The 24,631-nt window shown below is 30.4% G+C and carries 22 protein-coding genes; 14 read left to right on the top strand and 8 right to left on the bottom strand.

The window, feature by feature from the left end:
* Window positions 1-81: 81 nt before the first annotated feature.
* From glyA to ACTPNM_RS09945, 4 genes are all read left to right on the top strand, one after another.
* Window positions 82-1,356 carry a serine hydroxymethyltransferase gene (glyA, locus tag ACTPNM_RS09960; RefSeq protein WP_440121619.1) on the top strand — a complete coding sequence of 425 codons (1,275 nt, stop codon included), beginning with the start codon at window positions 82-84 and terminating at the stop codon, window positions 1,354-1,356.
* 182 nt (window positions 1,357-1,538) lie between these two features.
* Window positions 1,539-3,218 carry a T9SS type A sorting domain-containing protein gene (locus ACTPNM_RS09955; protein WP_440121618.1) on the top strand — a complete coding sequence of 560 codons (1,680 nt, stop codon included), beginning with the start codon at window positions 1,539-1,541 and terminating at the stop codon, window positions 3,216-3,218.
* Between the two features lie 129 nt (window positions 3,219-3,347).
* A complete protein-coding gene (locus ACTPNM_RS09950) occupies window positions 3,348-6,203 on the top strand; it encodes a histidine kinase (protein ID WP_440121617.1) in 2,856 nt (951 codons plus the stop codon).
* Between the two features lie 3 nt (window positions 6,204-6,206).
* Complete coding sequence (locus tag ACTPNM_RS09945) at window positions 6,207-6,968, top strand: LytR/AlgR family response regulator transcription factor (RefSeq protein WP_440121616.1); 762 nt, start codon at window positions 6,207-6,209, stop codon at window positions 6,966-6,968.
* A 72-nt stretch (window positions 6,969-7,040) separates the two neighbouring features.
* Here the strand turns inward: ACTPNM_RS09945 and rmuC are convergent, their stop codons facing one another.
* Window positions 7,041-8,420 carry a DNA recombination protein RmuC gene (gene rmuC, locus ACTPNM_RS09940; RefSeq protein WP_440121615.1) on the bottom strand — a complete coding sequence of 460 codons (1,380 nt, stop codon included), beginning with the start codon at window positions 8,418-8,420 and terminating at the stop codon, window positions 7,041-7,043.
* Between the two features lie 105 nt (window positions 8,421-8,525).
* On the opposite strand from rmuC, the gene ACTPNM_RS09935 reads away from it, so the two are divergent.
* The 5 genes from ACTPNM_RS09935 to ACTPNM_RS09915 all read left to right on the top strand — a co-directional run bounded on the left by ACTPNM_RS09935 (window position 8,526) and on the right by ACTPNM_RS09915 (window position 11,716).
* On the top strand, window positions 8,526-9,077 hold the full coding sequence (locus ACTPNM_RS09935; protein WP_440121613.1) for a 1-acyl-sn-glycerol-3-phosphate acyltransferase: 552 nt from the start codon (window positions 8,526-8,528) through the stop codon (window positions 9,075-9,077).
* 80 nt (window positions 9,078-9,157) lie between these two features.
* Entirely contained in the window at window positions 9,158-9,712 is a 555-nt protein-coding gene (locus tag ACTPNM_RS09930; RefSeq protein ID WP_440121611.1) for a DUF4251 domain-containing protein, read from the top strand.
* Window positions 9,713-9,759: 47 nt separating this feature from the next.
* Window positions 9,760-10,359 (top strand): Crp/Fnr family transcriptional regulator, encoded by a 600-nt coding sequence (locus ACTPNM_RS09925; RefSeq protein WP_274639920.1) that lies wholly within the window; start codon window positions 9,760-9,762, stop codon window positions 10,357-10,359.
* Between the two features lie 119 nt (window positions 10,360-10,478).
* Window positions 10,479-10,820: a hypothetical protein gene (locus ACTPNM_RS09920; RefSeq protein WP_440121610.1), complete on the top strand. Its 342-nt coding sequence runs from the start codon at window positions 10,479-10,481 to the stop codon at window positions 10,818-10,820.
* 23 nt (window positions 10,821-10,843) lie between these two features.
* Complete coding sequence (locus ACTPNM_RS09915) at window positions 10,844-11,716, top strand: pirin family protein (RefSeq protein ID WP_440121609.1); 873 nt, start codon at window positions 10,844-10,846, stop codon at window positions 11,714-11,716.
* A 31-nt stretch (window positions 11,717-11,747) separates the two neighbouring features.
* Here ACTPNM_RS09915 and ACTPNM_RS09910 read toward each other — a convergent pair whose 3' ends face one another.
* Both ACTPNM_RS09910 and ACTPNM_RS09905 read right to left on the bottom strand, forming a co-directional pair.
* A complete protein-coding gene (locus tag ACTPNM_RS09910; RefSeq protein WP_440121608.1) occupies window positions 11,748-12,479 on the bottom strand; it encodes a LytR/AlgR family response regulator transcription factor in 732 nt (243 codons plus the stop codon).
* A complete protein-coding gene (locus ACTPNM_RS09905; protein ID WP_440121606.1) occupies window positions 12,476-13,429 on the bottom strand; it encodes a sensor histidine kinase in 954 nt (317 codons plus the stop codon). Before ACTPNM_RS09905 ends, ACTPNM_RS09910 begins: the two co-directional genes overlap by 4 nt.
* Before the next feature lie 276 nt (window positions 13,430-13,705).
* Here ACTPNM_RS09905 and ACTPNM_RS09900 point away from each other — a divergent pair, with 276 nt between their 5' ends.
* The 5 genes from ACTPNM_RS09900 (at window position 13,706) to ACTPNM_RS09880 (ending at window position 20,148) form a co-directional block, all read left to right on the top strand.
* Window positions 13,706-14,605, top strand: a complete 900-nt coding sequence (locus ACTPNM_RS09900; protein WP_440121604.1) for an ABC transporter ATP-binding protein — start codon at window positions 13,706-13,708, stop codon at window positions 14,603-14,605.
* Between the two features lie 66 nt (window positions 14,606-14,671).
* Window positions 14,672-18,235, top strand: a complete 3,564-nt coding sequence (locus tag ACTPNM_RS09895) for an ABC transporter permease/M1 family aminopeptidase (RefSeq protein ID WP_440121603.1) — start codon at window positions 14,672-14,674, stop codon at window positions 18,233-18,235.
* Window positions 18,236-18,358: 123 nt separating this feature from the next.
* A complete protein-coding gene (locus ACTPNM_RS09890; protein WP_440121601.1) occupies window positions 18,359-19,246 on the top strand; it encodes a pirin family protein in 888 nt (295 codons plus the stop codon).
* Between the two features lie 26 nt (window positions 19,247-19,272).
* Entirely contained in the window at window positions 19,273-19,857 is a 585-nt protein-coding gene (locus ACTPNM_RS09885; protein WP_440121600.1) for a TMEM175 family protein, read from the top strand.
* Window positions 19,858-19,965: 108 nt separating this feature from the next.
* Window positions 19,966-20,148 carry a hypothetical protein gene (locus ACTPNM_RS09880; protein WP_440121599.1) on the top strand — a complete coding sequence of 61 codons (183 nt, stop codon included), beginning with the start codon at window positions 19,966-19,968 and terminating at the stop codon, window positions 20,146-20,148.
* A 62-nt stretch (window positions 20,149-20,210) separates the two neighbouring features.
* On the opposite strand, the gene ACTPNM_RS09875 is transcribed toward ACTPNM_RS09880, so the two are convergent.
* The 5 genes from ACTPNM_RS09875 to ACTPNM_RS09855 form a co-directional block, all read right to left on the bottom strand.
* The gene (locus ACTPNM_RS09875) at window positions 20,211-21,128 is read right to left on the bottom strand and encodes a polysaccharide deacetylase family protein (protein WP_440121597.1); all 918 of its coding nucleotides are present in this window, start codon (window positions 21,126-21,128) and stop codon (window positions 20,211-20,213) included.
* Window positions 21,129-21,215: 87 nt separating this feature from the next.
* The gene (locus tag ACTPNM_RS09870) at window positions 21,216-22,553 is read right to left on the bottom strand and encodes a peptidoglycan DD-metalloendopeptidase family protein (protein ID WP_440121596.1); all 1,338 of its coding nucleotides are present in this window, start codon (window positions 22,551-22,553) and stop codon (window positions 21,216-21,218) included.
* The gene (locus ACTPNM_RS09865) at window positions 22,546-22,929 is read right to left on the bottom strand and encodes a BlaI/MecI/CopY family transcriptional regulator (protein ID WP_440121595.1); all 384 of its coding nucleotides are present in this window, start codon (window positions 22,927-22,929) and stop codon (window positions 22,546-22,548) included. Before ACTPNM_RS09865 ends, ACTPNM_RS09870 begins: the two co-directional genes overlap by 8 nt.
* 137 nt (window positions 22,930-23,066) lie before the next feature.
* Window positions 23,067-23,768, bottom strand: coding sequence for a LytR/AlgR family response regulator transcription factor (locus ACTPNM_RS09860; protein ID WP_440121594.1), 702 nt, complete (start codon window positions 23,766-23,768; stop codon window positions 23,067-23,069).
* Complete coding sequence (locus ACTPNM_RS09855) at window positions 23,765-24,559, bottom strand: sensor histidine kinase (RefSeq protein ID WP_440121593.1); 795 nt, start codon at window positions 24,557-24,559, stop codon at window positions 23,765-23,767. The genes ACTPNM_RS09860 and ACTPNM_RS09855 overlap by 4 nt, the downstream gene beginning before the upstream one ends.
* Between the last annotated feature and the right edge of the window lie 72 nt (window positions 24,560-24,631).

Here is a 24,631-nt window from a genome sequence, read left to right as displayed (position 1 = left end):
TTGTAGATACTTCTTGTAAAATCCATATAATTTGAATAATAAAATTAGTACTTTTGGCTACTTTATGTAACAACACACAACATGCAAAAAGATCATCAAATATTTGATTTAATTCAAGAAGAAAAAGAACGTCAACTAAACGGTTTAGAGTTGATTGCTTCTGAAAATTTTGTAAGCGACCAAGTAATGGAAGCTCAAGGATCAGTTTTAACAAATAAATATGCTGAAGGATACCCAGGTAAACGTTATTATGGTGGGTGTGAAGTAGTAGATATCGTTGAGCAAATTGCGATTGATAGAGCTAAAGAATTATTTGGAGCTGAGTATGTAAACGTACAACCACACTCTGGAAGTCAGGCAAACACAGCTGTTTTCGCAGCATGTTTACAACCAGGTGACACTATTTTAGGATTCGATTTATCTCATGGAGGTCACTTAACACACGGTTCGCCAGTAAACTTTTCAGGAAAATTATATAATCCAGTATTTTATGGTGTAGATAAAGAAACTGGATATATAGATTATAATCACTTAGAGCAACAAGCTAAGGAGCATAAACCTAAATTAATTATTGCAGGTGCTTCTGCGTATTCTCGTGATATAGACTTTAAGAAGTTTAGAGAAATAGCAGATAGCGTTGATGCTATTTTAATGGCTGATATTTCTCATCCAGCAGGGTTAATAGCTAAAGGGATTTTATCTGATCCATTACCACACTGTCATATTGTTACTACAACAACTCACAAAACGTTACGTGGACCTCGTGGTGGAATGATTATGATTGGAAAAGATTTTGAAAATCCATTCGGATTAAAATTAAAATCAGGAAAATTAAAGAAAATGTCTACATTGATTAACTCTGCGGTATTCCCAGGAAATCAAGGTGGACCATTAGAGCACGTTATTGCTGCAAAAGCGGTTGCTTTTGGTGAGGCTTTAACAGATGAGTTCTTAGAATATCAAATTCAAGTAAAAGAAAATGCACAAGCAATGGCGAAAGCATTTGTGGCGAAAGGATATGAAATAATCTCTGGAGGTACAGATAACCATTGTATGTTAATTGATTTACGTAACAAAAAAATTACAGGTAAAGCTGCTGAGGATGCTTTAGGAAAAGCAGAAATTACAGTAAACAAAAACATGGTTCCTTTTGATACTGAATCACCATTTGTTACTTCTGGTATTCGTGTAGGTACTGCTGCAGTTACTACTCGTGGTTTAAAAGAAGAAGATATGGAAGTTATCGTTGATTTAGTTGATGAAGCATTAATGAATGCTGAGAACGAAGAAGTATTAGAGGCAGTAGGAGAGAAGGTATATGACTTGATGCATAATAGACGTTTGTTTATTATGTAAATTATTTAATAACAACATAGAAAGAATAAACCGAAGAATACTTATTAATTCTTCGGTTTTTTTCTTTTAAAGAAGTTCATAATGTTTTTACCATTCAGAAGTGATTTTTGCTGTTTAGAAAGAAGTTTTTTTTTATCCTATTAAAGAAAATAAGTTTACGTAAAACTTTAAAAATTTAAAAGATGAGAAACAAATTAACTTTATTATTAATGCTTTTACAATTTTATGCTTTTACTCAAAATTGTAATCTATCTGAAAATTATGATAACACAAATGGGTGGGTCATACAGGATCTTGACGTAACTGGAACACCCGTTTCTGTAGCACAAAGAAGAATGACAATAGCTAACGGAACGTTAAACTATATTCAATCTCCAGATGGACTAAACCTCACAAGAGCTTATAAATCATTAGGCTATGTTTTATGTAACTCTTGGCAAACTGAATTTATATTTAATCCTACGGAAGTTAATAGTGATCAGTTAAGTGCAGGTCATATTATATTTGCTGCAACTGCTGGAAGTCAAGCTCCTTTAAGAATAGCATCATCTACTAGCTCAAATGGATTAGATATAACAGATCAAGATGCACTTGGAGTGTTTTTTAGATCAAATGGGTCTCAATACAATTTAGAAATAGTACCCTTTATAAAGAATGGAATAACATGGGAGCTAGGAAATTGTAGTATTCCTCTAGATGGAGAAAGTAGCTTGAATGAAGATGTTAGCTATAGAATTAGATTAGAGAGGATAACAGAACTTAAAGGTAGATTAACTGTATTTAAAGTTGTTGAAGGACTTGAAGATGAGGAGTTAGGAGTATGTTGTATTGATATTCCACAAGGTATTGAGAGATTAAGTGTCGTTCAACATGCTAATGCAACAGGTGGGAATTTAACTAGAAGCATTAGCGGAACTATTGATGACTTATGCATTAAAAACTGCTTTAAAAGAGAGAGTTGCTGTATTGATAACGAGATAATAGGAAAAGATATTATTTGTTCTGGGGAAATGGAGTTTAATGACACCTATTCAGTTATAAATAATGAAGACGCTACTTATACATGGACTTTACCCTCAGGTATTAATTTTAGAGGTCAAGGAACAAGCAGTATTTCTATTACTGATTGGGGAAATTATGTAGGGGAAATAGAAATAAAAGTTATCATAGAGTGTGGTTGTGATAGTACAGAGTTGAGTAAAACAGTAACTATTTTAAATGATTTAAGTATATATGGAAGTTTTGATCTTAATACAAGTACAAGTTCTAGTTCAGTAGCAAGTTGTACAGTTATACCTCGTGTAACATCACCTACGGATGTCACTCACTGGTGGAACGTTTACGAAGCAGAAAACTGTGATCCTAATGATTTTTCTATTTTAAATGAATCAACTACAGGAGCCATAGCATTAAGAAACCCTCAAACTACTCCAACAGCTCAATTCAATTCACCAGAGCAAGGATGGGCTAATCTTGAAACGGGGAAATGTTATGTAATTGTGCATAGAGTTAATTATGAAAATGAAGAATGTAGATGGATTGAAAGAAGGGCATTGATTTCAGTAAGTACTCAGAGGTCTGGTGCTCCACAAATAGTATTGATTTCTGAAGAAACAAAAAAAATAGAAAACCCTAGTTTAGGATTTAAGGTGTATCCAAACCCAAGTGACTCGTTTATAAGACTGGAGCAATTAGGAGATGAAAAAATAGAAAAAGTTCAAGTGTTTGGAATAAATGGGATTCAAAAAAAGGTTGCTATAAAAGGAGAACAAATTAATATTTCAAATTTAAAACAAGGAGTATATTTAATTAAACTACATACTAATAGAGGTATTTATACACAACAGTTTATTAAAAAGTAGAATATTTTAATTAGAAACTCAAGGTTTAAGTCTTGAGTTTCTAATTTATTAATTTAAATAAGTTTTTACTACCTTTCTAAAAAAGATAAATTCATCATAATATTTTGTGTTTAGTAGTAATATAAATCTATGTATAGACTTTTTATAATTATATTTTTATATTCCTTATCAGTATCAAGTCAACATCTTGATTTTTTGTATTATCAGATAACACAGGAAGAAGGGCTACCTGATAGAGAAGTTTATTCAATAATTGAAGATCGTTCAGGATTAATTTGGCTGGCTACTAACTCTGGGTTGTATAGTTATGATGGAAAAGAATTTACGCTTTATAAACACCCTGAACAACGTAAAACAGCTGTTTTTAGCCCGCAGATAGATGCTAAAGGGCGTTTGTGGTTTTGTAACTTAAATGGTCAATTTTTTTATATTGAAAACAAGGAGATAACTTTATTTGGAGACTTTAGAAATCTTACTAAAGATGTAGTAGTAAACTTTTCAATCATAGATGATTTTCTTTTCATTTCAACCAATCAATCAATTGTAAGAGTTCATATAGCTACCAAAGAAAAAAAAGAGTTTTTGTATAAGGAAAGAAGACCCGGTATATCTAAAATAATAAAGATTGAGCAAGATTATTTTATAACAGATGGAGAAAAATTACACTTAATTAATGAATTATCTAACATAACTTTTTCAAAAAAGAAAGGTATAATAGGTTCTACAAAAGCAGAAAAGTGTGGAGATAAAATTATAACCCATTTTTATAGAGGAAATACAAATGAGTTTTTTGTTTTTCAAGAGGAAAAAAAAATTGTATTAAAAGGAGTTGAAAAAGTAAAAGATCTTTCTATTTTAAATATAGAATATAGAGGTAACAGAGTTTGGATATTAACCTCAGATGGAGCATTTGAATATATAATGCAACACAATAAACTTTGTTTTCAAAACAAGTATTTAAGTGGTTACTCAGTATCAAGTCTGTTAATAGACTCAAAAAATAATATTTGGTTTTCTACACTATCTTCTGGAGTTTTTGTAGTTCCGGATACGAGAATAAAAAAAATAAACCGAATTCACACAACTAATTCAATAACTAGTTTTAAAGCGATTAATGACAGCATAATTTTTTATGTCGAGGGACGAAAATTTTTCACAAAGAATAATTTAAACAAAGCAAATTTATATAGTGAAGAGGTTAAAAGGCTACATACTCAAAATATGTTTTACGATGCGTACCTCAATAGGTTTTACTTTTTTAATGGAATTAAGGCATTTATTTATAACAAAAATAAGTTATTACCTTACAGCAAAGCTGATAATTGGGGAAGTAAAAATGTAATAAGAATAAATGAAAATACTGTTTGGGTATCTTTTTATAATAAATTGTTAGCATATAATACTAAAACTTTTGAAAAAGTCAGTTTTATTAAAGGACGTTGTAACAAACTATTACTAAATAAAGAAAGTGAATATGCATATGTAGATTTTTATCAAGGACTAAAAGCAGGGAAAAATATTCAGGATTTAAATTTTGTTCTGTATAATAAACAAAGAATTTTTGGAAGAGCATTAACAGAACAACCAAAATCAGAATTTGTTTGGGTAGCTTTTGAAAATAAAGCTCTTTGTTTGAAAGGAACTACGGTTATTGATACAATTATTATTGATAAAAAATATACAGTGCTTAGTTTGTCATCTGATATTAACAAATTATGGATAGGAACAAATAAAGGCATTCTAAGATATACTTATGCTAATAAAAAACTTTCTGTTTTAAATAGGTTTAATCAGGTTTTTAAACCAAACATAAAACAAATAGAAACTACTGAAAATTATACTTATGCAGTAACAGATAGTGATATTTTTAGATTTTCAAATACATATACGAATTATAATGTTTTACCAGATAAGCCTTATTTTAAGGTAACAAAAGAAAAAGAAAGACCCTATAAAAAAAGTGAGATTTTTGAGATTGAATCTAATGATAAATCTATTGATATAGAGTTTATGATTAACGGATTTAAATCTTTAGAAAATCATCAGTTAGAATACAGAATTGATCAAAATCATTGGAAAAAAATAAAGAATAATAATTTAACCCTTTCCAGTCTTTCATACGGAAATACAGAACTACAAGTTAGAGCCCTTAATTTTAAAGGAGAAGTTTCTGAAGTAAATTCGTTACCTATTTTTGTACACAAACCCTTTTATTTACAGTGGTGGTTTATTACTCTGTTGGTTATAACTATTATAATTGTCATAGTGTTTTTTGTAAAATTCTTATTAAAAAAACAAGAAGAGAAAAAAGATAAAGAAATGTATCAAATTGAGATAAAAAGACAGATAACTGATCTTAAGCTTGAAAATTTGAGATCACAAATGAACCCACATTTTATTTTTAATGCCTTAAATTCTATTCAGGAATATATTTACAGTAATGATAAAAAACAAGCAAGTTCCTATTTAGTGAAATTTTCACGACTTATTCGTATGTATTTAGATCACAGTAGAGTTTCTGAAATAACATTACAAAAAGAAATAGATGCGCTGTTTTTATATTTGGCACTAGAAAATAGTAGAATGGGAGGTAAGTTAACCTACAAAATAGAGGTAGAAAACTCATTAAATACTAATGTTATTTTAGTTCCTTCACTTTTTATTCAACCTTATATAGAAAATGCTATTAAACACGGTTTATTACATAAAAGAGGAGAAAAAAAACTATCAATTAATTTTTATCAGACAAAGACTAATTTATATTGTGAAGTTACAGATAATGGAATAGGTAGAGAATTATCAAAAAATATGAAGAGAGGTAAAATGCATTCATCTTTTTCAACAAAAGCCAATACAGACAGAGTTAAATTAATGAATATTGAAAGGATGATTGAAATGCGTGTAGAAGTTCAGGATTTAAAAAATAAAAATAATGAAGCAATAGGTACTAAAGTACAAATTGTATTACCAATAAAAAAAATATAAGTTATGAAAATATTAGTGATTGATGACGAAATAAGCGCTCGACGTTTATTGATTGGAATGCTACAAGAGATCTATACAAATAAACCAGAACTTATACTCTTTGAAGCTGAAAACTTATTAGAAGGAATAGAAATTATAAAAAAAGAAGCACCTTGTTTAGTTTTATTAGATATAGAAATGCCGGAACACTCGGGATTGGAAATATTAAATTTTTTTCAAAAGGAAACGATTAATTTTCATATTATTTTCACCACAGCTTATAGTCAATATGCTATTGAAGCATTTAAAATGAATGCAATTGATTATTTACTAAAACCCATAGATTATAATGAGCTCGAATTAACAATTAATAAGTTAAATGAAATTATAGATAAGAAAACAATAGAAAAAAAGCTTGAAGATTTACGTAAAACATTTTTAGAATTATCGGGTTCTAAAATAGTATTAGAAGTACCTCATGGATTTATGTTTGTATCACCAGATGAAATAATAACCTTAGAAGCTGACGGAATGTATACAACGGCATATTTAAAAAATCAATCTAAAGTGTTAATAGCAAAACCTTTAAAGTATTTTGAAAATCAATTATCCGCTTACTCATTTTTCTATAGATCACATAGAACATACTTAATAAATCTAAAGTATTTAAGAGAATTCTCTAAAAAAGACGGGTTTAAAATAATACTTGAAAATGGTATGAAAATTCCTTTGTCTAGAGAGCGCAAAGAAGAATTTTTATCTTTACTAAAAGGAATGTATATATAAAAATACTAACATAAAAGTATAGCATGAAATTTTGTTAGTATTCTCATTAAATTATAGTTAACCTATTTATGTTTATTCGTCATTATCTTGAGCTCGTTCGAGAATTTTTTCAGGAAGCGCTTTTTTAGCTTTAGCACCCATTTTCTTTAATTTTTCTACACTCGTAATTAAGTTTCCACGACCTTCCACTAATTTATTCATGGCAGCAGCATAATCGGCTTTAGTACCATCTATTTTCTTACCTATATTAACTAAATCAGCTAATAATCCGTTAAACTTATCATACAAAGCACCTGCTTGTCGTGCAATCTCTAAAGCATTACGTTGCTGTTTTTCGTTATTCCACATGGTATCAATAGTACGTAATGTAGCTAATAAAGTAGTAGGGGTAACGATAACAATGTTTCTTTCAAAAGCTTTGTTGTATAAGGTATTATCCTCATTTAAAGCTATTGCAAAAGCAGGTTCAATTGGTACAAATAATAGTACGAAATCAGGAGATTCTATCTTATAAATATCTTCGTATTTTTTTTCTGAAAGCTGCTCAACATGTCGCTTTAATGAGTTTACATGCTCTTTTGCAAAACGCTCTTTTACAATATCATCTTCACTATTTACATATTGTTCATAAGCAGTTAAAGATACTTTAGAATCGACTACCATTTTTTTATTGTCAGGTAGGTGAATTACTACATCGGGCATGATACGTTTACCCTCATCATTGGTAAAAGATTGTTGAACAAAGTACTCTCTGTCTTTTTCTAAACCAGATTTTTCTAAAACACGTTCTAAGACTAATTCTCCCCAGTTTCCTTGGGTTTTACTATCTCCTTTTAAAGCTTTGGTTAGGTTTAATGTTTCCTTACTCATTTGAGCATTTAACTCTTTTAATCCTAACAATTGCTCCTTTAAAGCAGAATGCATTGAAATGCTTTCTTTTTGAGTATCTTCAACCTTCTTTTCAAAAGTTTGAATTTTTTCTTGAAGCGGACTTAAAATATCCTTTATGTTTTTCTTATTTTGCTCAGTAAACTTATTCGATTTCTCATCTAGAATTTTGTTCGCTAAATTTTCAAACTCTTTGGTAAACTTATCTTGTAGTTTTTCTACTTCTTCTTTATTTTCTTGAAGTTTTAACTGAACGTTTTTTAATTCTTCGTTTTTTCTAGCTAATTCAAGAGCAGTAAACTCTTTTTCACGACGCAATTCACTATTTTCTTTAGTTTTTTCGTCTAATCTATTTATAAAGTCTTCCTTTTGTTGAGAAAATGACTCTTCCTTTTCTTTTTTCTGAATTTCAAAATTAGCTTGATGGTTTTGTAAGGTTACAATCTCTTTTTCTAAATCAGAAGTTTGTTGTTTAAACTTTAGTTTAGAGAGTAAGTTTCCAATAACAAACCCAATTAGCAAGGTACTAATAGCAATTAAAATAAGTAAAAGAGTGGTATTCATTAGAATAAATAAAAGTTAATTAAGTGAACAAATATAGGACAAGATAGGTTAAAATTATTTGATTTTTGTAGGGAAAACCGTATCATTGACCTTTATACCTAGTAAATGATATCTAAATTTATATTTCACAAAGTTTTAGGCTGGAAGGTAGTTGGAGATTTTCCAAGAGACTTAAAAAAATATGTTGTTATTGGAGCTCCACACACGAGCTGGAAAGACTTTCCGATTGCTATTTTAGCAAGAAATACCATTGGTGTGAGAGTCAACTTTATAGGTAAAGCATCGTTATTCAAACCTCCTTTTGGTTTTATTTTTAGAGCTTTAGGGGGCGCTCCTGTTGATAGAAGCAAAAGCACGAATAAGGTTGATGCTATTGTGGCTGTTTTTAATCAGCATGAAGAATTCCGTTTAGCTTTATCTCCAGAAGGAACTCGTGCTAAAGTAACCTCATGGAAAACTGGGTTTTATTATATTGCTAAAGGTGCTAATATTCCTGTGGTTATGTTTGCTTTCGATTTTGAAAACAAACAAATTATTATAGCGCCTCCTTATTACTTAACAGATAATATGAACGCTGATATGAATCATTTTTATGATTTTTATAGAGATATAAAAGGAGCAAAACCAGAGTTGTTTTCAGTACCTGATAAAGAGTAAAACAAACGTTAAATAGTCTTATTTTCTTGAAAGTTTTACGATATTTAAGTACCTTGTAGAAGGTTTAAAAACAGTAAGGTATGAAAAGATTTGTTTTTTTTATTAGTATGATTTTTGTGCTGTTTAGTTGTGCTTCTTCAAAAAATGTAACACAGGCAGAAATAGATAACTTAAATGCTCTTATAGAAAGTAAAACTTTTGAAATAGAAGCAGAATGGGCAGAACCCATGGTTACAAATGCAATGGCACAAATAGCTAATGCAGGTCTGTTACCTATTGGAAGTAACGCAGGAAACATTAACTTAGTAGGGAATAGTAATTTTTTCAGAATGAAAAAAGATACTGTTGCTGCCTATTTACCATATTTTGGTGAGCGACAAGCAGGTGGTTCTTATGGAGGTACAGATATTGGAATTGAGTTTGAAGGAGTTCCTGAAAATTTAGTTGTATCTGAGGATAAAGAGAATAGCTATAAAATTAGTTTTAAGATAAAAGATAAAAATACAACAACTGAAAACTACAATGTTATAGTTAGAGTATATCCTAGCTTATCGAGTACCATTTATGTAAATAGTACGCAGAAAAATTCAATTAGATATAGAGGTAAAGTACTTAAAACTTCAGAAGAAAAGTAGAATATTCTATATAATACTGTATTTTTAGTAGCTCATTATAATAATGTATGGAGCTACCTAACTTTAAAAAGTATCTTATCGAAAAAGGAGGTTTATCAAAAGATGATTACCTTCAAATACAACCGTTTATTTCTCTAAAAAACGTTTCTAAAAGTGATTTTTTATTAAAAGAAGGAGATGTGTGTTCTCATTTCTTTTTTGTAGAAAAAGGTTTGTTACGTTTATATGCCTTAAATGAAGAAGGGAAAGAAAATATTTTACAGTTTGCTACTGAAAATTGGATTGTGAGTGATAGAGGAAGTGTTTATTTTCAACAACCATCAACATATTATATTGACGCTGTAGAAGATACATTAGTCATAATGTTAGACGAGGACTTTATTAATAAAGTGTCAAAAATAAATACTGATTTTAGAAGAAAAAATGAGCATTTGTTACAAAAACATATACGTCAATTATACAAACGTATTAGTCAACTACTAGGAGCATCAGCAAAAAGACGTTATTTAGATTTTGTAAACATGTATCCAGATATCATGTTAAGAGTTCCTCAATGGATGATTGCTTCGTATTTAGGGATTACCCCAGAAAGCCTTAGTCGCGTTCGCAAAGCACTAGCTGAGGAAAACTTCAAACCAAATAATTGAGGTACGAGTTATAATTGTTGATTTACGGTTGTTAGATAATCGTAATTCGTTCTTACCATAGGTCAATGCATACCTTTTTTTGTTGCCGTAATTTTACAGTAAATAAAAAAGGATTTATTATGAGACATTTAAATGCATTAGTTGTAACCCAAAATACAACGATGGCCAAAATTTTGAATTGGCAAGTTTCAACTGTTACAAATGTCGAAACAGCCATTGAAAAATTACATCAACAGACATATAACGTTTTAGCTATTTCAAAAGAAACAAAAGAAGTAGATAAAAATAAATTACAGAAGATTATTACTGTATTATTCCCAAATGCAATTTTAGTTGAGTTTAACAATGAGTCTACACTTTCTGAAAGTGTTAAGAATGGATATTGGTCTAAAAACAAACCTCAATTAAAACGTAGTTATTTAGACAATTCATTTGATATTGAATTAGCCAGTAGTTTATAGTAATTAAAAGAAAGGAATTTAAAATGAAAACAAGAAGTATAGAAAAAATAGTAAAACCAGGAACTCCACACTTTGTAGGAGATGGGTTTAGAGTTCATAATTTTATACCAGGAACTTCAACAATGCAACGAATGGATCCGTTTATTATGTTGGATTATAATTCTAAATATAATTTTCCTCCAACAGATAAACCAAAAGGTGTAGGAGTTCATCCACATAGAGGTTTTGAAACTGTAACAATAGCTTATAAAGGGCGTGTTGAACATGGAGATAGTGCTGGAGGTGGAGGAATTATTGGTGAAGGTGATGTACAGTGGATGACGGCAGCTTCAGGAGTTTTGCATAAAGAGTTTCATGAAACCGAATGGAGTAAAACAGGAGGAGAATTTCAAATGGTACAGTTATGGGTAAATTTACCAGCTAAGGACAAAATGAGTCCGCCAAAATATCAAGCAATAGCTAATGCAGAAATGGCTAAAATACCATTAGCAGATGCAGCAGGAGAAGTGGAAGTGATTGCTGGAGAATTTCAAGCTAACAAAGGACCTGCATCAACATTTTCACCTATTAACATGTTTAATGTAAAGTTGAAAAAAGGAGCAAAAACACAATTAACATTTCCTGCAAATTATACGACAGCAATTTTACCAATTGAAGGTAGTGTAAAAGTAAATGAAGAAATAGATGTGTTAGAAGATCATTTTGCATTATTTAAAAATGATGGGGATACTTTTACTGTTGAAGCTTTGGAAGATACAGTTGTTTTGGTGCTAAGTGGAGAACCATTAAACGAGCCAATAGCAGCCTACGGACCATTTGTAATGAATACCCAAGAGGAGCTTGTGAAGGCTTTTCAGGACTTTAATACAGGAAAATTTGGATATTTAGAAGATTAGAGGAATAAAGTTTGTTTGTTAGGGATAATATTTATTTGATAAGCTTGGTTAAGTTGTGCTTATAGGCTCTACCAATAGGAATGTATGTTTCTTGAATTTTGATTCGATTACCTTCAATAACTTCTATTTTTTTAGTAGGAATAATATACGATTTGTGAACGCGAATAAAGGTATTAGGTAATAGTTTTTCAAAGTTGCCAAGTCTATCTAAAGTAATTATAGTTTCATTTTCAAGGTGTACTTTCACATAACTTCCTATACTTTCTAAATAATTTATAGAGTCTAGAGTTACTTGATGAATTTTTTTATCACCTTTAATAAAAATTTGTTCACCGACTGTTGTATTGGTGTTAGACACTGATGAAGTGTTTACATCCTGTATAATAGTCGGTTTTTTAGCTTCTTCTATAAGCTTTTTTTGAGCTGTAGCTTTGTTTACCGCTTTTAAAAAGCGTTCAAAACTAAAGGGTTTAAGAAGATAATCTAAAATATTTAGTTCATAGCCTTCTAACGCATGTTCTTGATATGCGGTTGTAATAATAATCAAAGGCGGATTGTGTAGCGTACGTAGAAAATCTAGTCCTTTCAGTTTTGGCATATTAATATCTAAAAAAATTAAATCTACTGAATGTTTATTTAGATAATTCATCGCATCTAAAGCAGAATGACATACTTTTACAATATCTAAAACATCGAGGTTCTCACTGTAATTTTTAATTACTATATGAGCTAAAGGCTCATCATCTACAATGATACATTTCATACCAAATTTAGTTTTAATTGTACCTTAAACATACCATTACTATTTGTAATGTACAAGTTGTGATTAGAAGGATAGGTAAGTGCTAATCGTCGTTTTACATTCTCTAACCCAATTCCAATTTGTTTGTTTTCAGTAGTTTCAATAAAATTGTTTTCAATAGTAAAGAGCAAGGTTGTTTTAGTTACTTCAAGTTGTAAATTGATAAAAGCATCTTTTTCCATAAGATCAAATCCGTGCTTATAAGCATTCTCTAAAAATACAATAAGTATCATTGGTGCTATTTGTACATCAAAATCTTTTATATCCTTTTGAAAAGTGACAATACCGCGTTTGTGTTGTCGCATTTTTTGTAATGCTATAAAATTTTCTAAGTAACTCACTTCACTTGTAATAGGAACTTTAGGAGCCTTACATTCGTAAATTGTATAACGCATCATTTCAGAGAGCTTTAAAATAACACTAGGAGTTTGTTTAGATTGCTCAAGTGATAATGCATATAAATTATTTAAGGTATTGAAGAAAAAATGTGGGTTGATTTGATTTTTCAATACCGATAATTCTAATTGAAGACGGTCGTTTTCTATCTGTTTTATTTTTGATGATTGCATATACCATCGATAAGAAAGATGTAGTAAGGTAGAAATTAGTAAAATAAAAATCATACCTGCAATTCCTGTATCTAAACTTGGGTTTTGATTTTTCATTTGAAAGAAATGTTCATCCATCCAAGGTTCACCATACCCCATTACCCAACCCCAAACTAGAATAAGTATGGCAGAAAAGAGCGCGAAAAGTAAATACTTCTTTGGTACTAAAAATTTAGGAATTAACCAGTAGATATTTAGATAAACAGGAGGAGCTATTAGAAAAAAAACTCCTGACATGGTTTGTAGCAACATCAATCCAAACAATTGAAACGTAAAGGAAGTTTCATTTGTTATAGCCATCATAAAAGCAAGTGTAATACATGCGCTAAATAAAAATGATAAATGAAGAAAGAGGCGCTTTTGAAAGGTGTTCATGTAAACAAAAATACTATAAGTAATTAGAATTCACTATTAGAATTAGCAAATCAAATGTTTTTATCAACGAACGACCTGTTTTCATAAACAAACGCCATTTGTAGATGTATGGAAGGTATTGATTTGATTTTGTAAGCTTTTGGTTAAAAAAAGATTTTTTCTAACGAAGGTTATCATTCTTTTGACATTCATTTAAAATATACAATGATGAAACTAACCATAAACAGTTTATGTAAAACGTATGCTAATGGTGTACGAGCATTAGATAACCTCAGCTTAGAAATAAATAACGGAATGTTTGGTTTGTTAGGACCTAATGGTGCAGGAAAATCTTCTTTAATGCGAACTCTAGCCTCTTTACAAGAGGCAGATAGTGGAACTGCTTTTTTAGGAAATATAGATATATTAAATAATCCTTTAGAATTGCGAAAGGTACTAGGTTATTTACCGCAAGAGTTTGGAGTGTATCCCAAAATTACAGCTCAACAGCTCTTAACACATCTCGCCATATTAAAAGGAATTACAGCTAAAAATGAGCGTAAAGATTTGGTAAACTATTTATTACAAAAGGTAAATCTTTATGAAAAGCGAAACAAAGCAGTAAGTGGTTTTTCTGGAGGTATGAAACAACGCGTAGGAATAGCACAAGCTTTAATAGGAACCCCTAAACTAATTATTGTAGATGAGCCTACTGCTGGTCTTGATCCTAGTGAACGAAATAGTTTTCATAACCTTTTAGCTACAGTAGCCAATGATGTGGTTATTATTCTTTCCACTCACATTGTAGAAGATGTTAACGAGCTATGTGAAAAGATGGCAATTATGAATCATGGAAAGATTGTATGTCAAGGTGAACCTAAAAAGGTAATTGAAGAGATACATAATAGAGTTTGGCAGAAAAGAATAGAACATCACGAACTAGAAAACTATAAAACTCATTATGAAGTAATTTCAAATAAAATGGTAGGAGGAAAGCCTTTAATTCATGTACTGAGTAATGAAAAACCAGAGATAGGATTTGAGTCTGTAGCTCCTAGTTTAGAAGATGTGTTCTTTACTAAGATCAATGAGGCGAAAAAGAACATTATAGCTGAGTTAATTTAATAAACCAATAAGACGATGTTTAAAACTTTTTTTTTCAGCGAAATAAAGAATGGAGTTAAAAGCTCTATGCTGTATATATTTTTTGTGATGTTTACTGTAATTGCAGCAGTCGGAGTGGTAAATGAAGGAATAGCGTTTGGTGGAGCAACAGGAAGTGTATACAGAAACGCACCTTATGTAATTACTTTTTATACTGTTAAATTATCAATGATAGCACTTTTGGTTGCCACAGCCTATTTTAATAATGCAGCATTACGCGATTATCAACATCATTTTAATGAGATTCTGTTTGCCTCTCCAATTCGAAAAGTAAGTTATTATTTTGGACGTTTTTTAGGAGCCTTTTTGCTGTCATTATTGCCTTTACTGGGAGTGTTTTTAGGCTTTTATCTAGGAACAGATTTTGCGTTAGAGAGTAATGTTTTACCACAAGACTCTATAGGGGTGTTACAGCAAGGAGTTTTTATGAATAACTTCTTACTTTTTGTGATACCTAATATGTTTGTTTCTGGAGCTATTATTTTCGCTATAGCACACAAATATAAAAGTACTGTAGTTTCTTTTATAGCTACGATTATAATTATTGTAGCTTATTTAATATCAGCAACTTTAATGAACGATATACATACTGAAAGTTGGGCAGCTATGTTAGATGTTTTAGGAGGGAATGCATACCTTGTTGATACTAAATATTTAACACCTTTAGAAAAAAATACTGAAGTAGTGTCACTTTCAGGGTGGTTATTTATGAATAGGCTATTTTGGATTGGAATAGGAGTAATTATTTTGATAAGTTCTTATTATTCTTTTTCATTTGTTTTGAAACAGAAACCTATAAAAAAGAATTCTCGAAAAGCTAAAGAAGTAAAGCAAGAATTCAAACAGCCTTTGGTACATTCTGATTTTAATTTTTCAACTACAATTTACCAGTTTAGAAGTTTTTTAAAGATGGATTTATACGCTATTGTAAAAAGCAATACGTTTAAAATTTTACTCTTTTTTGGAGTTTTAATTTTACTGAATAAACTGTCAAATGGTTTTGAGTATTACGGACTTCAATCATACCATATAACCTCTAAGATGATTGCTTTTAACAGACCTATAAGTATGATAATAGGTATGATTATTTTAGTTTTTTTTAGTGGTGAATTAGTATGGAAAGAACGTAACAGTAATATTGTAGGGGTGCTTGATGGAACACCACACAATTCTTTAATACTACTTTTATCTAAAATCAGTGCATTAGTAGTAATCAATATCGTTTTTGATTTACTATTAATAGGAATTTCGATATTGTATCAGATGTTACACGGAGTTTTTAGTGTACAATTAGACGTATATCTATTGGATATGTTGTATTCAGGGGTACCCTTATACATTACATGGGCATGTATCTTAACAGCTATGCAGATAATTATTAATCACAAATACTTAGCATACTTTATAGCCATTTTATGTATTTTCTTATTTGAGTTTTTGGTAGTTGATGCCTTAGGGATTCAATCATTTATGTTGAATTTAGGGTTTTCTCCAGAATATATTTACTCTGATATGAATAAGTTTGGTCCAGAGTTACTGGCTAAAAATTGGTTTAGTTTGTATTGGGTATCTTTTGGTGTTTTGCTGGTGACCATTACTAGTTTACTATGGATAAGAGGAAGTATTAAAGGAGTTAAGGCTCGTTTTCGATTGGCATTCAAACGAATAACACCAAAATTTGTGCAAACCTTTATAGGCAGTTTGGCTTTCTTTTTATTGGTTTCTGGGTATATATATTACAATACTCAAATACTAAATAATTATTACAGTACTACAGAGATTAAAGACATGCAAGCAGCCTATGAAATGAAATATAAAAAGTACGAACAAATTCCACAACCTACAATTACAGCTATTGACTATAAAATAGATGTATATCCTTATAAGAGAAATGTATCAGCTACCAGTATTATTACAATTAAGAATACCAGTAACAAAGCTATAGACTCATTACATTATTCACTTTCTTATTTTGTTGATGAAGGAAATGAAGGAATAGAATTAAAAAAGTCAAAATGGATTAAAAATATCAAAGTACCTAATGCTAATTTAGTATTGAATGATAAAGAATTAGGGTATCAAATTTTTAAGTTAAATACACCTTTAGAACCAAATGAAACTATAAAGCTAACTGTTGATACTAATTATCAAAGCCAAGGATTTGAAAATAAAGTGTCTAACATTCGCGTAGTTAAAAATGGTACTTTTTTCGACTCAACTGCAATCTTACCTACTTTTGGTTATGAACTATATAATGAGTTAGCTGATGATAAAGACAGGAAAAAATATGGTCTATCATCACGCAAAAATCTTCCCGATTTGGATGACAAGGATAAATCTTACCTTACACGTAATTATATTACAGGAGGAACATCGTCATGGGTAGATATAACCACACAGATAATAACCGCAGAAGATCAAATAGCTGTGGCTTCTGGAAGTTTACAAAAAAAATGGACTATTGGTAATCGTACCTGTTACCAGTATAAAAATGATCATAGTTCATTAAACTTTACCAGTTTTATGTCAGCGAAATACGAAGTAGCTACTAAACAATGGAATTCTGTAGATCTTGAAGTGTATTATGATGCTTCACACGATTATAATATCAATATTATGCTTGAAGCTTTAAAAAAGTCGCTAGAGTATTATACCGAGCAATTTGGTCCTTATATGCATAAACAAGCACGAATAGTGGAAATACTTAAATATTACAGCTTTGCACAAGCTTTTCCTGGAACCATACCATATACAGAAGGAGGCGGGTTTGTTACCAATTTAAGTGATACTAACGATAATAATGTTATTTATGCCTTAGCAGCGCATGAAATGGCGCATCAATACTGGGGACATCAAGTGGTAGGGGCAAAAGTTGCTGGAGCAACTATGCTATCAGAAAGTTTCGCAGAATATTCTTCTCTTATGGTTTTGAAAAAGACCTTAAAAAGTAATGATAAAATGAAACAGTTTTTAGCATATGACTTTGAAAAGTATTTACGTGGTAGAGGGATAGAATCTCAACAAGAACAACCTTTACTTTATGTAAAAGACCAAAACTATATTCATTATGGTAAAGGAAGTTTGATATTGTATGCGTTACAGGAATATATAGGTGAAGATAAAGTTAACACAGCTTTAAGATCATTTTTAAACGCTTATAAATATCAAGAGGCACCTTATCCTACAAGTTTAGATTTTTTAAGGTATTTAAAACCACAAATACCTGAAGAATTACAATACTTGCTTAAAGATTGGTTTGAGGAGGTAACTTTATATGATTATAGCTTAAAAAATGCTACATATACAAAACTAAACAATGGGAGTTATAAAGTGAATTTGGTAATTGATGCTAATAAGATAAAAGTAGATAGTTTAGGCCAAGAAAAAGAAGTAATGCCCTATAATTGGGTAGATATAGCTCTCTATACTAATGACAAAGAATTATTAATAAAACGAGTATTGTTCAACCAAAAAGAAATGCGTTTGTCTTTTGAAATAAATGAACTACCAAGCAAAGCAATTATTGATCCAAAACGATTGTTGATAGAACGAAATATAGAGGATAATGTTAAGATAATGAGTGTTTTATAGCGATAAAATACAGTGAGCAAAACCTTGTAGATAATTAATAATCAAATATTTGAAGTAATAATAGTATCTTTAAAAAGTATATAGAATAGAGGTTATAAAACACTAAAATAGATAGAGTTACTTATGTCTAACACAAAACTAATAATTGAAGAGCGAGCAGCAAATATTGGAAATTTTCTAGTAGGTCGTTTGTTACCATTTCGACAAAAGCGAATGGTAGGTCCTTTTATTTTTATTGATCATATGGGACCAGTAAAGCTTACCGAAAATGATAACTTAGATGTAGCAATGCATCCTCATATAGGATTATCAACACTAACTTTTTTGTTTGAAGGTGCTATTGTACACCGTGATAGTATCGGTACCGAAATAGAAATCACACCAGGAGCTGTGAATTGGATGACAGCAGGAAAAGGAGTAGTACATACTGAAAGAACTCCCGAACGGTTAAGGAATTCAACCAAAAAGCTTCATGGATTACAAATATGGGTGGCTTTACCTTTAAGTGAAGAGCAATGTGAACCTTCTTTTGCACACGTTTCTGCGGATGAGATTCCTAGTTGGGAAGACGATGGAGTACAGTTTAAGCTCATTGCCGGAAAAGCCTTTGGTAAACAATCACCTGTTCCAGTATATAGTCCATTATTTTTTATTGAAATTAAGTCGAGTAAAACACAAACAATCACTATTGGAGATCATTTGTTTGGTGAGAGCGCTTTGTATATTCTAGAAGGAAGTATTACTAGTGATGGAAATATTTATGGAGAAAAGCAGTTATTAGTAGCAAAAGATAGTACCCTATGTGCCTTTGAAATAGCTGCCAATTCTACCGTGTATATTTTTGGAGGAACTCCTTTTCCTGAAGAACGTTTTATTGAGTGGAACTTCGTAGCTTCTAATAAAGAATTGATAGAACAAGCGAAAGAAAATTGGAAGGGTAATAAATTTCCTTCTGTACCAAACGAGACAGAGCGAATCTCCTTACCAGAAAAGCGACGTTTTGGAGGGTAATGAATAATGTAATTAATAACAATTATATGAAAACAGGTAGATTAGAAGCATTTAGCGATGGTGTTTTAGCCATTGTAATTACCATTATGGTATTAGAAATGAAAGCTCCAGAAGATACTACATTTAAAGGACTATTATCTGTAGCTCCCGTATTTATAAGTTACTTACTAAGTTTCATTTATTTAGGAATATATTGGAATAACCATCATCATTTAATGCAGGTAACGCAAAAAGTAAATGGTACAATTTTATGGGCAAACTTACACTTACTCTTTTGGTTGTCTTTAATTCCATTTACTACTAGTTGGGTAGGAGAGCATGGTAATTATAATGAAGCCTTACCTGTAGCTATTTACGGATTTGTTTTGCTCATGAGTGCAATAGCTTATTTCATTTTAGAAAGAGTATTAATTAAATACCATGATGATAATTATGCATTATCTAAACTATGTGCTAATGGATTCAAAGAGTATTCTTCTTTAATTTTATACCTTTTAGCTATACCATTAGCTTATTTATATACATGGATTGCTATACTGTTTTATGTAGTAGTAGCATTTTTTTGGTTAATTCCTGAAAGAAGGTTAGAAAGTTTTGTTGAGGATAATTAAAAGTAAGGTTTTTCCATACTAAAATTATGGTTTTTTAACTGTTGAACATTTTTTTTAAAGTTAATTTAGGAACGTGAAATAAATATTTAACCCCCAAAAAACTTTATAATGAAAAAAGTGATTTTAAACGTAGAAGGATCTCAAGAATTAACAAAAACAACATTAAAAAATATTAAAGGTGGAGGACCTTTTCCTTTCCCTAAAGAATGTGGAGGAGATGGCTCTTATATCTACCAAAACGGAGTAAAAGTATGTTGTTATCAACCTACAACTATGGATTATATTTGTTAATACTTTTTTTAAGAAGTATTTAAAACTGCTTAAGGGAAACCCTTAAGCAGTTTTTTATTTTGTTATAAGCCTAGTTTATCCATTTTTTTCTTTTCATATCTGCTATCTTCAGCAGGATAGCGTAATTTACCTTCGTATTTTTCAGAATCTTTAGCCAATGCGTATATTAAACTTTCTCCTGCATTATTAGGAATTTGATTGTAGATAGGATCGGCATAAGCTTCTTTGGTAGAAACGATAGCCCAACCCTTTTCTTTAAATAACTGTATTAAATCATCTATAAATAATGCAGCAGCAAGGTTATGGTGAAGTAATACATTATGCTTAATATGTCGCCCGGTAAGTTCAAAAGAGATTTTTTCATAAAACTGAGCACGATTCCAGATATGTTCCAAGTAAAATTTTCTAAACTTATTGATGTCAAAAGATGGATTCGTACGTAGTTTTTTGATTAAGCGACTATCGATATACCAATCAGAAGCATCAATGGTTACGTATCCGTTTTTATAATTTTGTTCTTTTAAGAAATTACGAAAAGCTTCAACCTTTTCTTTTGTATTACCTTCCTTAAGATATGGGAATCGAAAGTATTTTTGATAATTAGAATACTGTTTAATGAGGCTGTCGTTTTTCAGTAATTCATTTTTAAGTTGTTCAAAAGTTACTTTTGGGCTATTATAATTAGGATGTGTATAGGTATGATTCGCAATACTGTGTCCGTCATTATTCCAAGACTCTAATAAATGTTTCCCTCGTTTACTATCTTTACCTTTTCCTGTAACAAACAAAGTAGCTTTTACATTGTTATCTCGTAACTTTTTAAGTAACATAGCATTCCATTTTTCAAAAGAATATCCAGGTCTGTCACCTAAAGTACCATCATCAAAAGTAAAACTGATAGATTGTGCATATATAGAACTATATAATATAGAACAAAATGTAATTAATAGGAGGTTAAGTAAGAATATGTTTTTTTTCATGTTTTAATCTTTCTTAATAATGTTATTAAACAGAATTCTCCCACAAATTTTATGGGAGAACTGCTTTTTGTTTTAATAAAAAGATAATTATTCTTTAAAGAAATTTATAGGATTTACTTGTGCTTCTTTATAGTGTACTTCATAATGTAAGTGCGATCCTAATGATGCACCAGTGTTACCTACATACCCAATAACATCTCCTTTTTTAACCGATTGATTTTCTGTAACATTAAACTTTTGTAAGTGTGCATACCATGTTTGGTACCCATCACTATGTTCAATTACAATTAAATTTCCCCATTTGTTTTGGTCAGCAGCTTTGGCAACAACACCATCAGCAGTAGCAATAACAGGTGTTCCTATAGGTGCTTTAATGTCAATACCTTTGTGCATCATTTTTTTGCCTTTTTTTAACGGATTTCTTCGTTTTCCGTAGGAGCTACTGATGTCATTTTTACTTTTTCCTTGCACAGGAAAAAGAGTGGGAGGCTCAAGGACAAACTCCTTAGCTAATTGGGGAGTTGTACTTGGTAAGAGTTTTTCAGTTGTGTTTGGCTTGGTAAACGCCAAACAAAGACTTGCAGCACCCATAATGAATACTGAGTAGGTGAGTTTGTACACCTTAGCCGTAGGCTTCTTTGTGATCATATCTATTCGCTTTTTGATTACTGATTGATTAAAATAACTATACAAGTTATTAGTATGTGCTGTTTCTTTTTCAATGTTTTGTAAAAGAGCCTGTAAGTAATTGGATGTTTTAATGGGTCCGTTCAATACCCAGCTATCTGCTTGATATTCGTGTATTGATTTTAACGATTTTCGATAAGCATATACTAACGGATTGAACCAAAATAAGACAATATAGACTTCAGCAAATAACACATCTATAGAATGTTTTAGCTGCACATGTGCTTTTTCGTGTGCTATTATTAGTGTACTTTCTGTAGGATGCACATGTTTAGAAATGAATATCCAATTAAAAAATGAAAAAGTACTGGTATGATTGGTTTGTATGAGTTGATAATTATTTTCCAATGTAACTCCTGATTGCTTCTTTAATTGAAATAGTAACAAAAGGGAATGTAACAGTCGCAAGAATATTAACGAGCTACCTAACAAATACAAACCAAAAAGAATGGTTTTAAAATTATAGGTTTGTGTACTAGTTTCTTCAATAGTATCAACTAATATCGTTTCGCCGTTAGTAACAAATTCGTTGAACTGTGGAATTTGAATTATGGTTGATGAGGTTTCAAAAGTTAACAAATAAGATAAAGGAGCTAATAAAGCTACTACCGGTATTAAAAGTAATATAAATCGGTTTACTTTATGAAATGTTACTCGACTACCTACAATAATATAAAGTAAGTATAAGCAAGAAAATACCAGACTGCTTTGAATCAGATAAATTAAAAAATTAGTCATTTTTTTCTTTTAACGTTTCTATTTTATTTTCAATAAGACTCTTAATTTCTTCTAATTCGGTTAGGTTAAAGTCTTCATTTTCTGTAAAAAACAAAGCAAACTTACTTTTAGAACCGCTAAAAAAACTTCCAATCACATTTTTAAAATGTTTTTTAAAATATTGTTCTTTAGTAATGGTAGGAGCGTACTGTCGTACTTTACCAAAGGTTTCAAAATTAAGAAAACCCTTTTTTACCAAAACACGTACTACGGTTGATATAGTTGTATACGCAGGTTTAGGTTCTGGGTATTGCTCTACAATATCTTTTAAGAAAGCTTTGTTGAGCTTCCATACATATTGCATTACTTGTTCTTCTGCTTTTGTAAGTTCATTCATGCAGCAAATATAGAACTATTTTGTTACTATAACTATAATTATAGTTATGAAACTATTTTTATAGTCGTTAAAGTTTTGTTAAGTGATTATAAGACTAGTGAACTAAGAGGATGGGTGAAATATAAGAGTAGTAAAGTTTAGTTCAATAATTTATCAATATTCATTTTATACATTTTTCCTATGGGAATACTATGATCTTCTATCAGAATTCTATTACCCTCTATACTACTAATATGCCTCTTGGTTACTGCAAATGATTTATGCACTTGTAAAAAATCATTCTCTGGAAGTAATAGTAATACATCGGATATTTTTTCTCTTATAGTAACAGTAGTATCAGTGGTCACTATTTTTGTGTAGTTTCCAGCAGCTTCTATAAACTGAATCGCATCAAGTGTAACTTGAATGTATTTTTTATTGCTACGAAGAAAAATACTGTTGGTGTTTTCAGTATTATTTTTTGGGATGTTTTGTATTTTAGTTTTTTGTGAAGTACCAATAACTTTGTTTACAGCTTTTAAAAAACGTTCAAAACCAAAGGGTTTAAGTAAATAATCAACTATGTTAAGCTCATAACCTTCAAGGGCAAACTCTTTGTACGCTGTAATAACAATTACTTTAGGAGGAGAGACCAATGTCTTTAAAAATTCAAATCCTTTTAGTTTAGGCATGTTTAAATCAAGGAAAATTAAATCTACCTGATATTTATTTAAATACTCTAAAGCTTCAATAGCATCATAGCAATGCTTTTGAAGTTCCATTGTTGGTAATAAATCGCAATAATCCTTAATAATATCGTGAGCAATATGCTCATCGTCTACAATTATATACTTAATCATAAGTTCTTAATATTTAGGTTAGCGTAATAGACATCTTCTGTTTTAGAAGTAGTTAAAGTATGATTTTTAGGATATACTAACTCTAATCTTCGTTTTAAGTTTTGTAAACCAATACCTTCATCTTGAGTTTCTTCCGAAGCATCAAAATTATTCTCAATTTCAAAATGTATAGCGTTTTGGTGAGCCTTTAAAGTTAAATGTACGTAGGCGTTGTTTCTTAAATTTTCGACGCCATGTTTAAAAGCATTTTCTAAAAGAATAATAAAAAGTAAAGGCATCACTTTATAATCGTTATCTGATATATCAGTGTTGAATTGTATATCAATAGCTTTATGATAACGCATTTTATGAAGTTCGATGTAATTTTGTAGATAGGTTACTTCTTCAGAAAGTAAAACGGTGTCTTTTTCACCATCATAAACACTGTAGCGCATCATATCAGAAAGCTTTAAAATAAGCTCTTGCGCTTTTTTAGCATCTTTACCTACCAGACCATAAAGGTTATTGAGTGTATTAAAAAAGAAATGAGGATTTACCTGACTTTTTAGGTGCATCAATTCAGTTTTTGTTTTTTCATTTTTTAGTCGAATAATCGATTTTATTTGCTTAAACAACCAATAAAAGAAAGTAGAAAATGCCACTAAAAAATAGAGTGTTATAAATTCTACAAAGCCTTCTAGTTTCCCAAAAGTATCATTAAAAACGACAATAATTATACCTATTAAAACAAGAGATATTCTATAAATACGCTTAAAAACAGCCTTCTTTCTATCCGTAATTCTAAAATTCATAAGTCAATATTAGTCAAATAAAATACGCCTCACAAATTAGTTGACAAACATCTCTTTTGTAGGGATAAGCGT

Origin of the sequence: Tenacibaculum sp. Ill (genome assembly GCF_051938915.1) — a bacterium.
GTDB lineage: Bacteria > Bacteroidota > Bacteroidia > Flavobacteriales > Flavobacteriaceae > Polaribacter > Polaribacter larymnensis.
Note: the sequence above shows the minus strand (reverse complement) of the source record. Positions and strands in the feature narration are given on the sequence as shown.

Excerpts from the sequence above, each read along its gene's own strand:
- ACTPNM_RS09865 (WP_440121595.1), bottom strand. The coding sequence starts at position 22,929 with ATGAATGAACTTACAAAAGCAGAAGAACAAGTAATGCAATATGTATGG.
- ACTPNM_RS09915 (WP_440121609.1), top strand. The coding sequence starts at position 10,844 with ATGAAAACAAGAAGTATAGAAAAAATAGTAAAACCAGGAACTCCACAC.
- ACTPNM_RS09950 (WP_440121617.1), top strand. The coding sequence starts at position 3,348 with ATGTATAGACTTTTTATAATTATATTTTTATATTCCTTATCAGTATCA.
- ACTPNM_RS09935 (WP_440121613.1), top strand. The coding sequence starts at position 8,526 with ATGATATCTAAATTTATATTTCACAAAGTTTTAGGCTGGAAGGTAGTT.
- ACTPNM_RS09880 (WP_440121599.1), top strand. The coding sequence starts at position 19,966 with ATGAAAAAAGTGATTTTAAACGTAGAAGGATCTCAAGAATTAACAAAA.
- glyA (WP_440121619.1), top strand. The coding sequence starts at position 82 with ATGCAAAAAGATCATCAAATATTTGATTTAATTCAAGAAGAAAAAGAA.
- ACTPNM_RS09900 (WP_440121604.1), top strand. The coding sequence starts at position 13,706 with ATGATGAAACTAACCATAAACAGTTTATGTAAAACGTATGCTAATGGT.
- ACTPNM_RS09955 (WP_440121618.1), top strand. The coding sequence starts at position 1,539 with ATGAGAAACAAATTAACTTTATTATTAATGCTTTTACAATTTTATGCT.
- ACTPNM_RS09920 (WP_440121610.1), top strand. The coding sequence starts at position 10,479 with ATGAGACATTTAAATGCATTAGTTGTAACCCAAAATACAACGATGGCC.
- ACTPNM_RS09855 (WP_440121593.1), bottom strand. The coding sequence starts at position 24,559 with ATGAATTTTAGAATTACGGATAGAAAGAAGGCTGTTTTTAAGCGTATT.
- ACTPNM_RS09885 (WP_440121600.1), top strand. The coding sequence starts at position 19,273 with ATGAAAACAGGTAGATTAGAAGCATTTAGCGATGGTGTTTTAGCCATT.
- ACTPNM_RS09930 (WP_440121611.1), top strand. The coding sequence starts at position 9,158 with ATGAAAAGATTTGTTTTTTTTATTAGTATGATTTTTGTGCTGTTTAGT.
- rmuC (WP_440121615.1), bottom strand. The coding sequence starts at position 8,420 with ATGAATACCACTCTTTTACTTATTTTAATTGCTATTAGTACCTTGCTA.
- ACTPNM_RS09905 (WP_440121606.1), bottom strand. The coding sequence starts at position 13,429 with ATGATGGCTATAACAAATGAAACTTCCTTTACGTTTCAATTGTTTGGA.
- ACTPNM_RS09860 (WP_440121594.1), bottom strand. The coding sequence starts at position 23,768 with ATGATTAAGTATATAATTGTAGACGATGAGCATATTGCTCACGATATT.
- ACTPNM_RS09875 (WP_440121597.1), bottom strand. The coding sequence starts at position 21,128 with ATGAAAAAAAACATATTCTTACTTAACCTCCTATTAATTACATTTTGT.
- ACTPNM_RS09895 (WP_440121603.1), top strand. The coding sequence starts at position 14,672 with ATGCTGTATATATTTTTTGTGATGTTTACTGTAATTGCAGCAGTCGGA.
- ACTPNM_RS09890 (WP_440121601.1), top strand. The coding sequence starts at position 18,359 with ATGTCTAACACAAAACTAATAATTGAAGAGCGAGCAGCAAATATTGGA.
- ACTPNM_RS09945 (WP_440121616.1), top strand. The coding sequence starts at position 6,207 with ATGAAAATATTAGTGATTGATGACGAAATAAGCGCTCGACGTTTATTG.
- ACTPNM_RS09925 (WP_274639920.1), top strand. The coding sequence starts at position 9,760 with ATGGAGCTACCTAACTTTAAAAAGTATCTTATCGAAAAAGGAGGTTTA.
- ACTPNM_RS09870 (WP_440121596.1), bottom strand. The coding sequence starts at position 22,553 with ATGACTAATTTTTTAATTTATCTGATTCAAAGCAGTCTGGTATTTTCT.
- ACTPNM_RS09910 (WP_440121608.1), bottom strand. The coding sequence starts at position 12,479 with ATGAAATGTATCATTGTAGATGATGAGCCTTTAGCTCATATAGTAATT.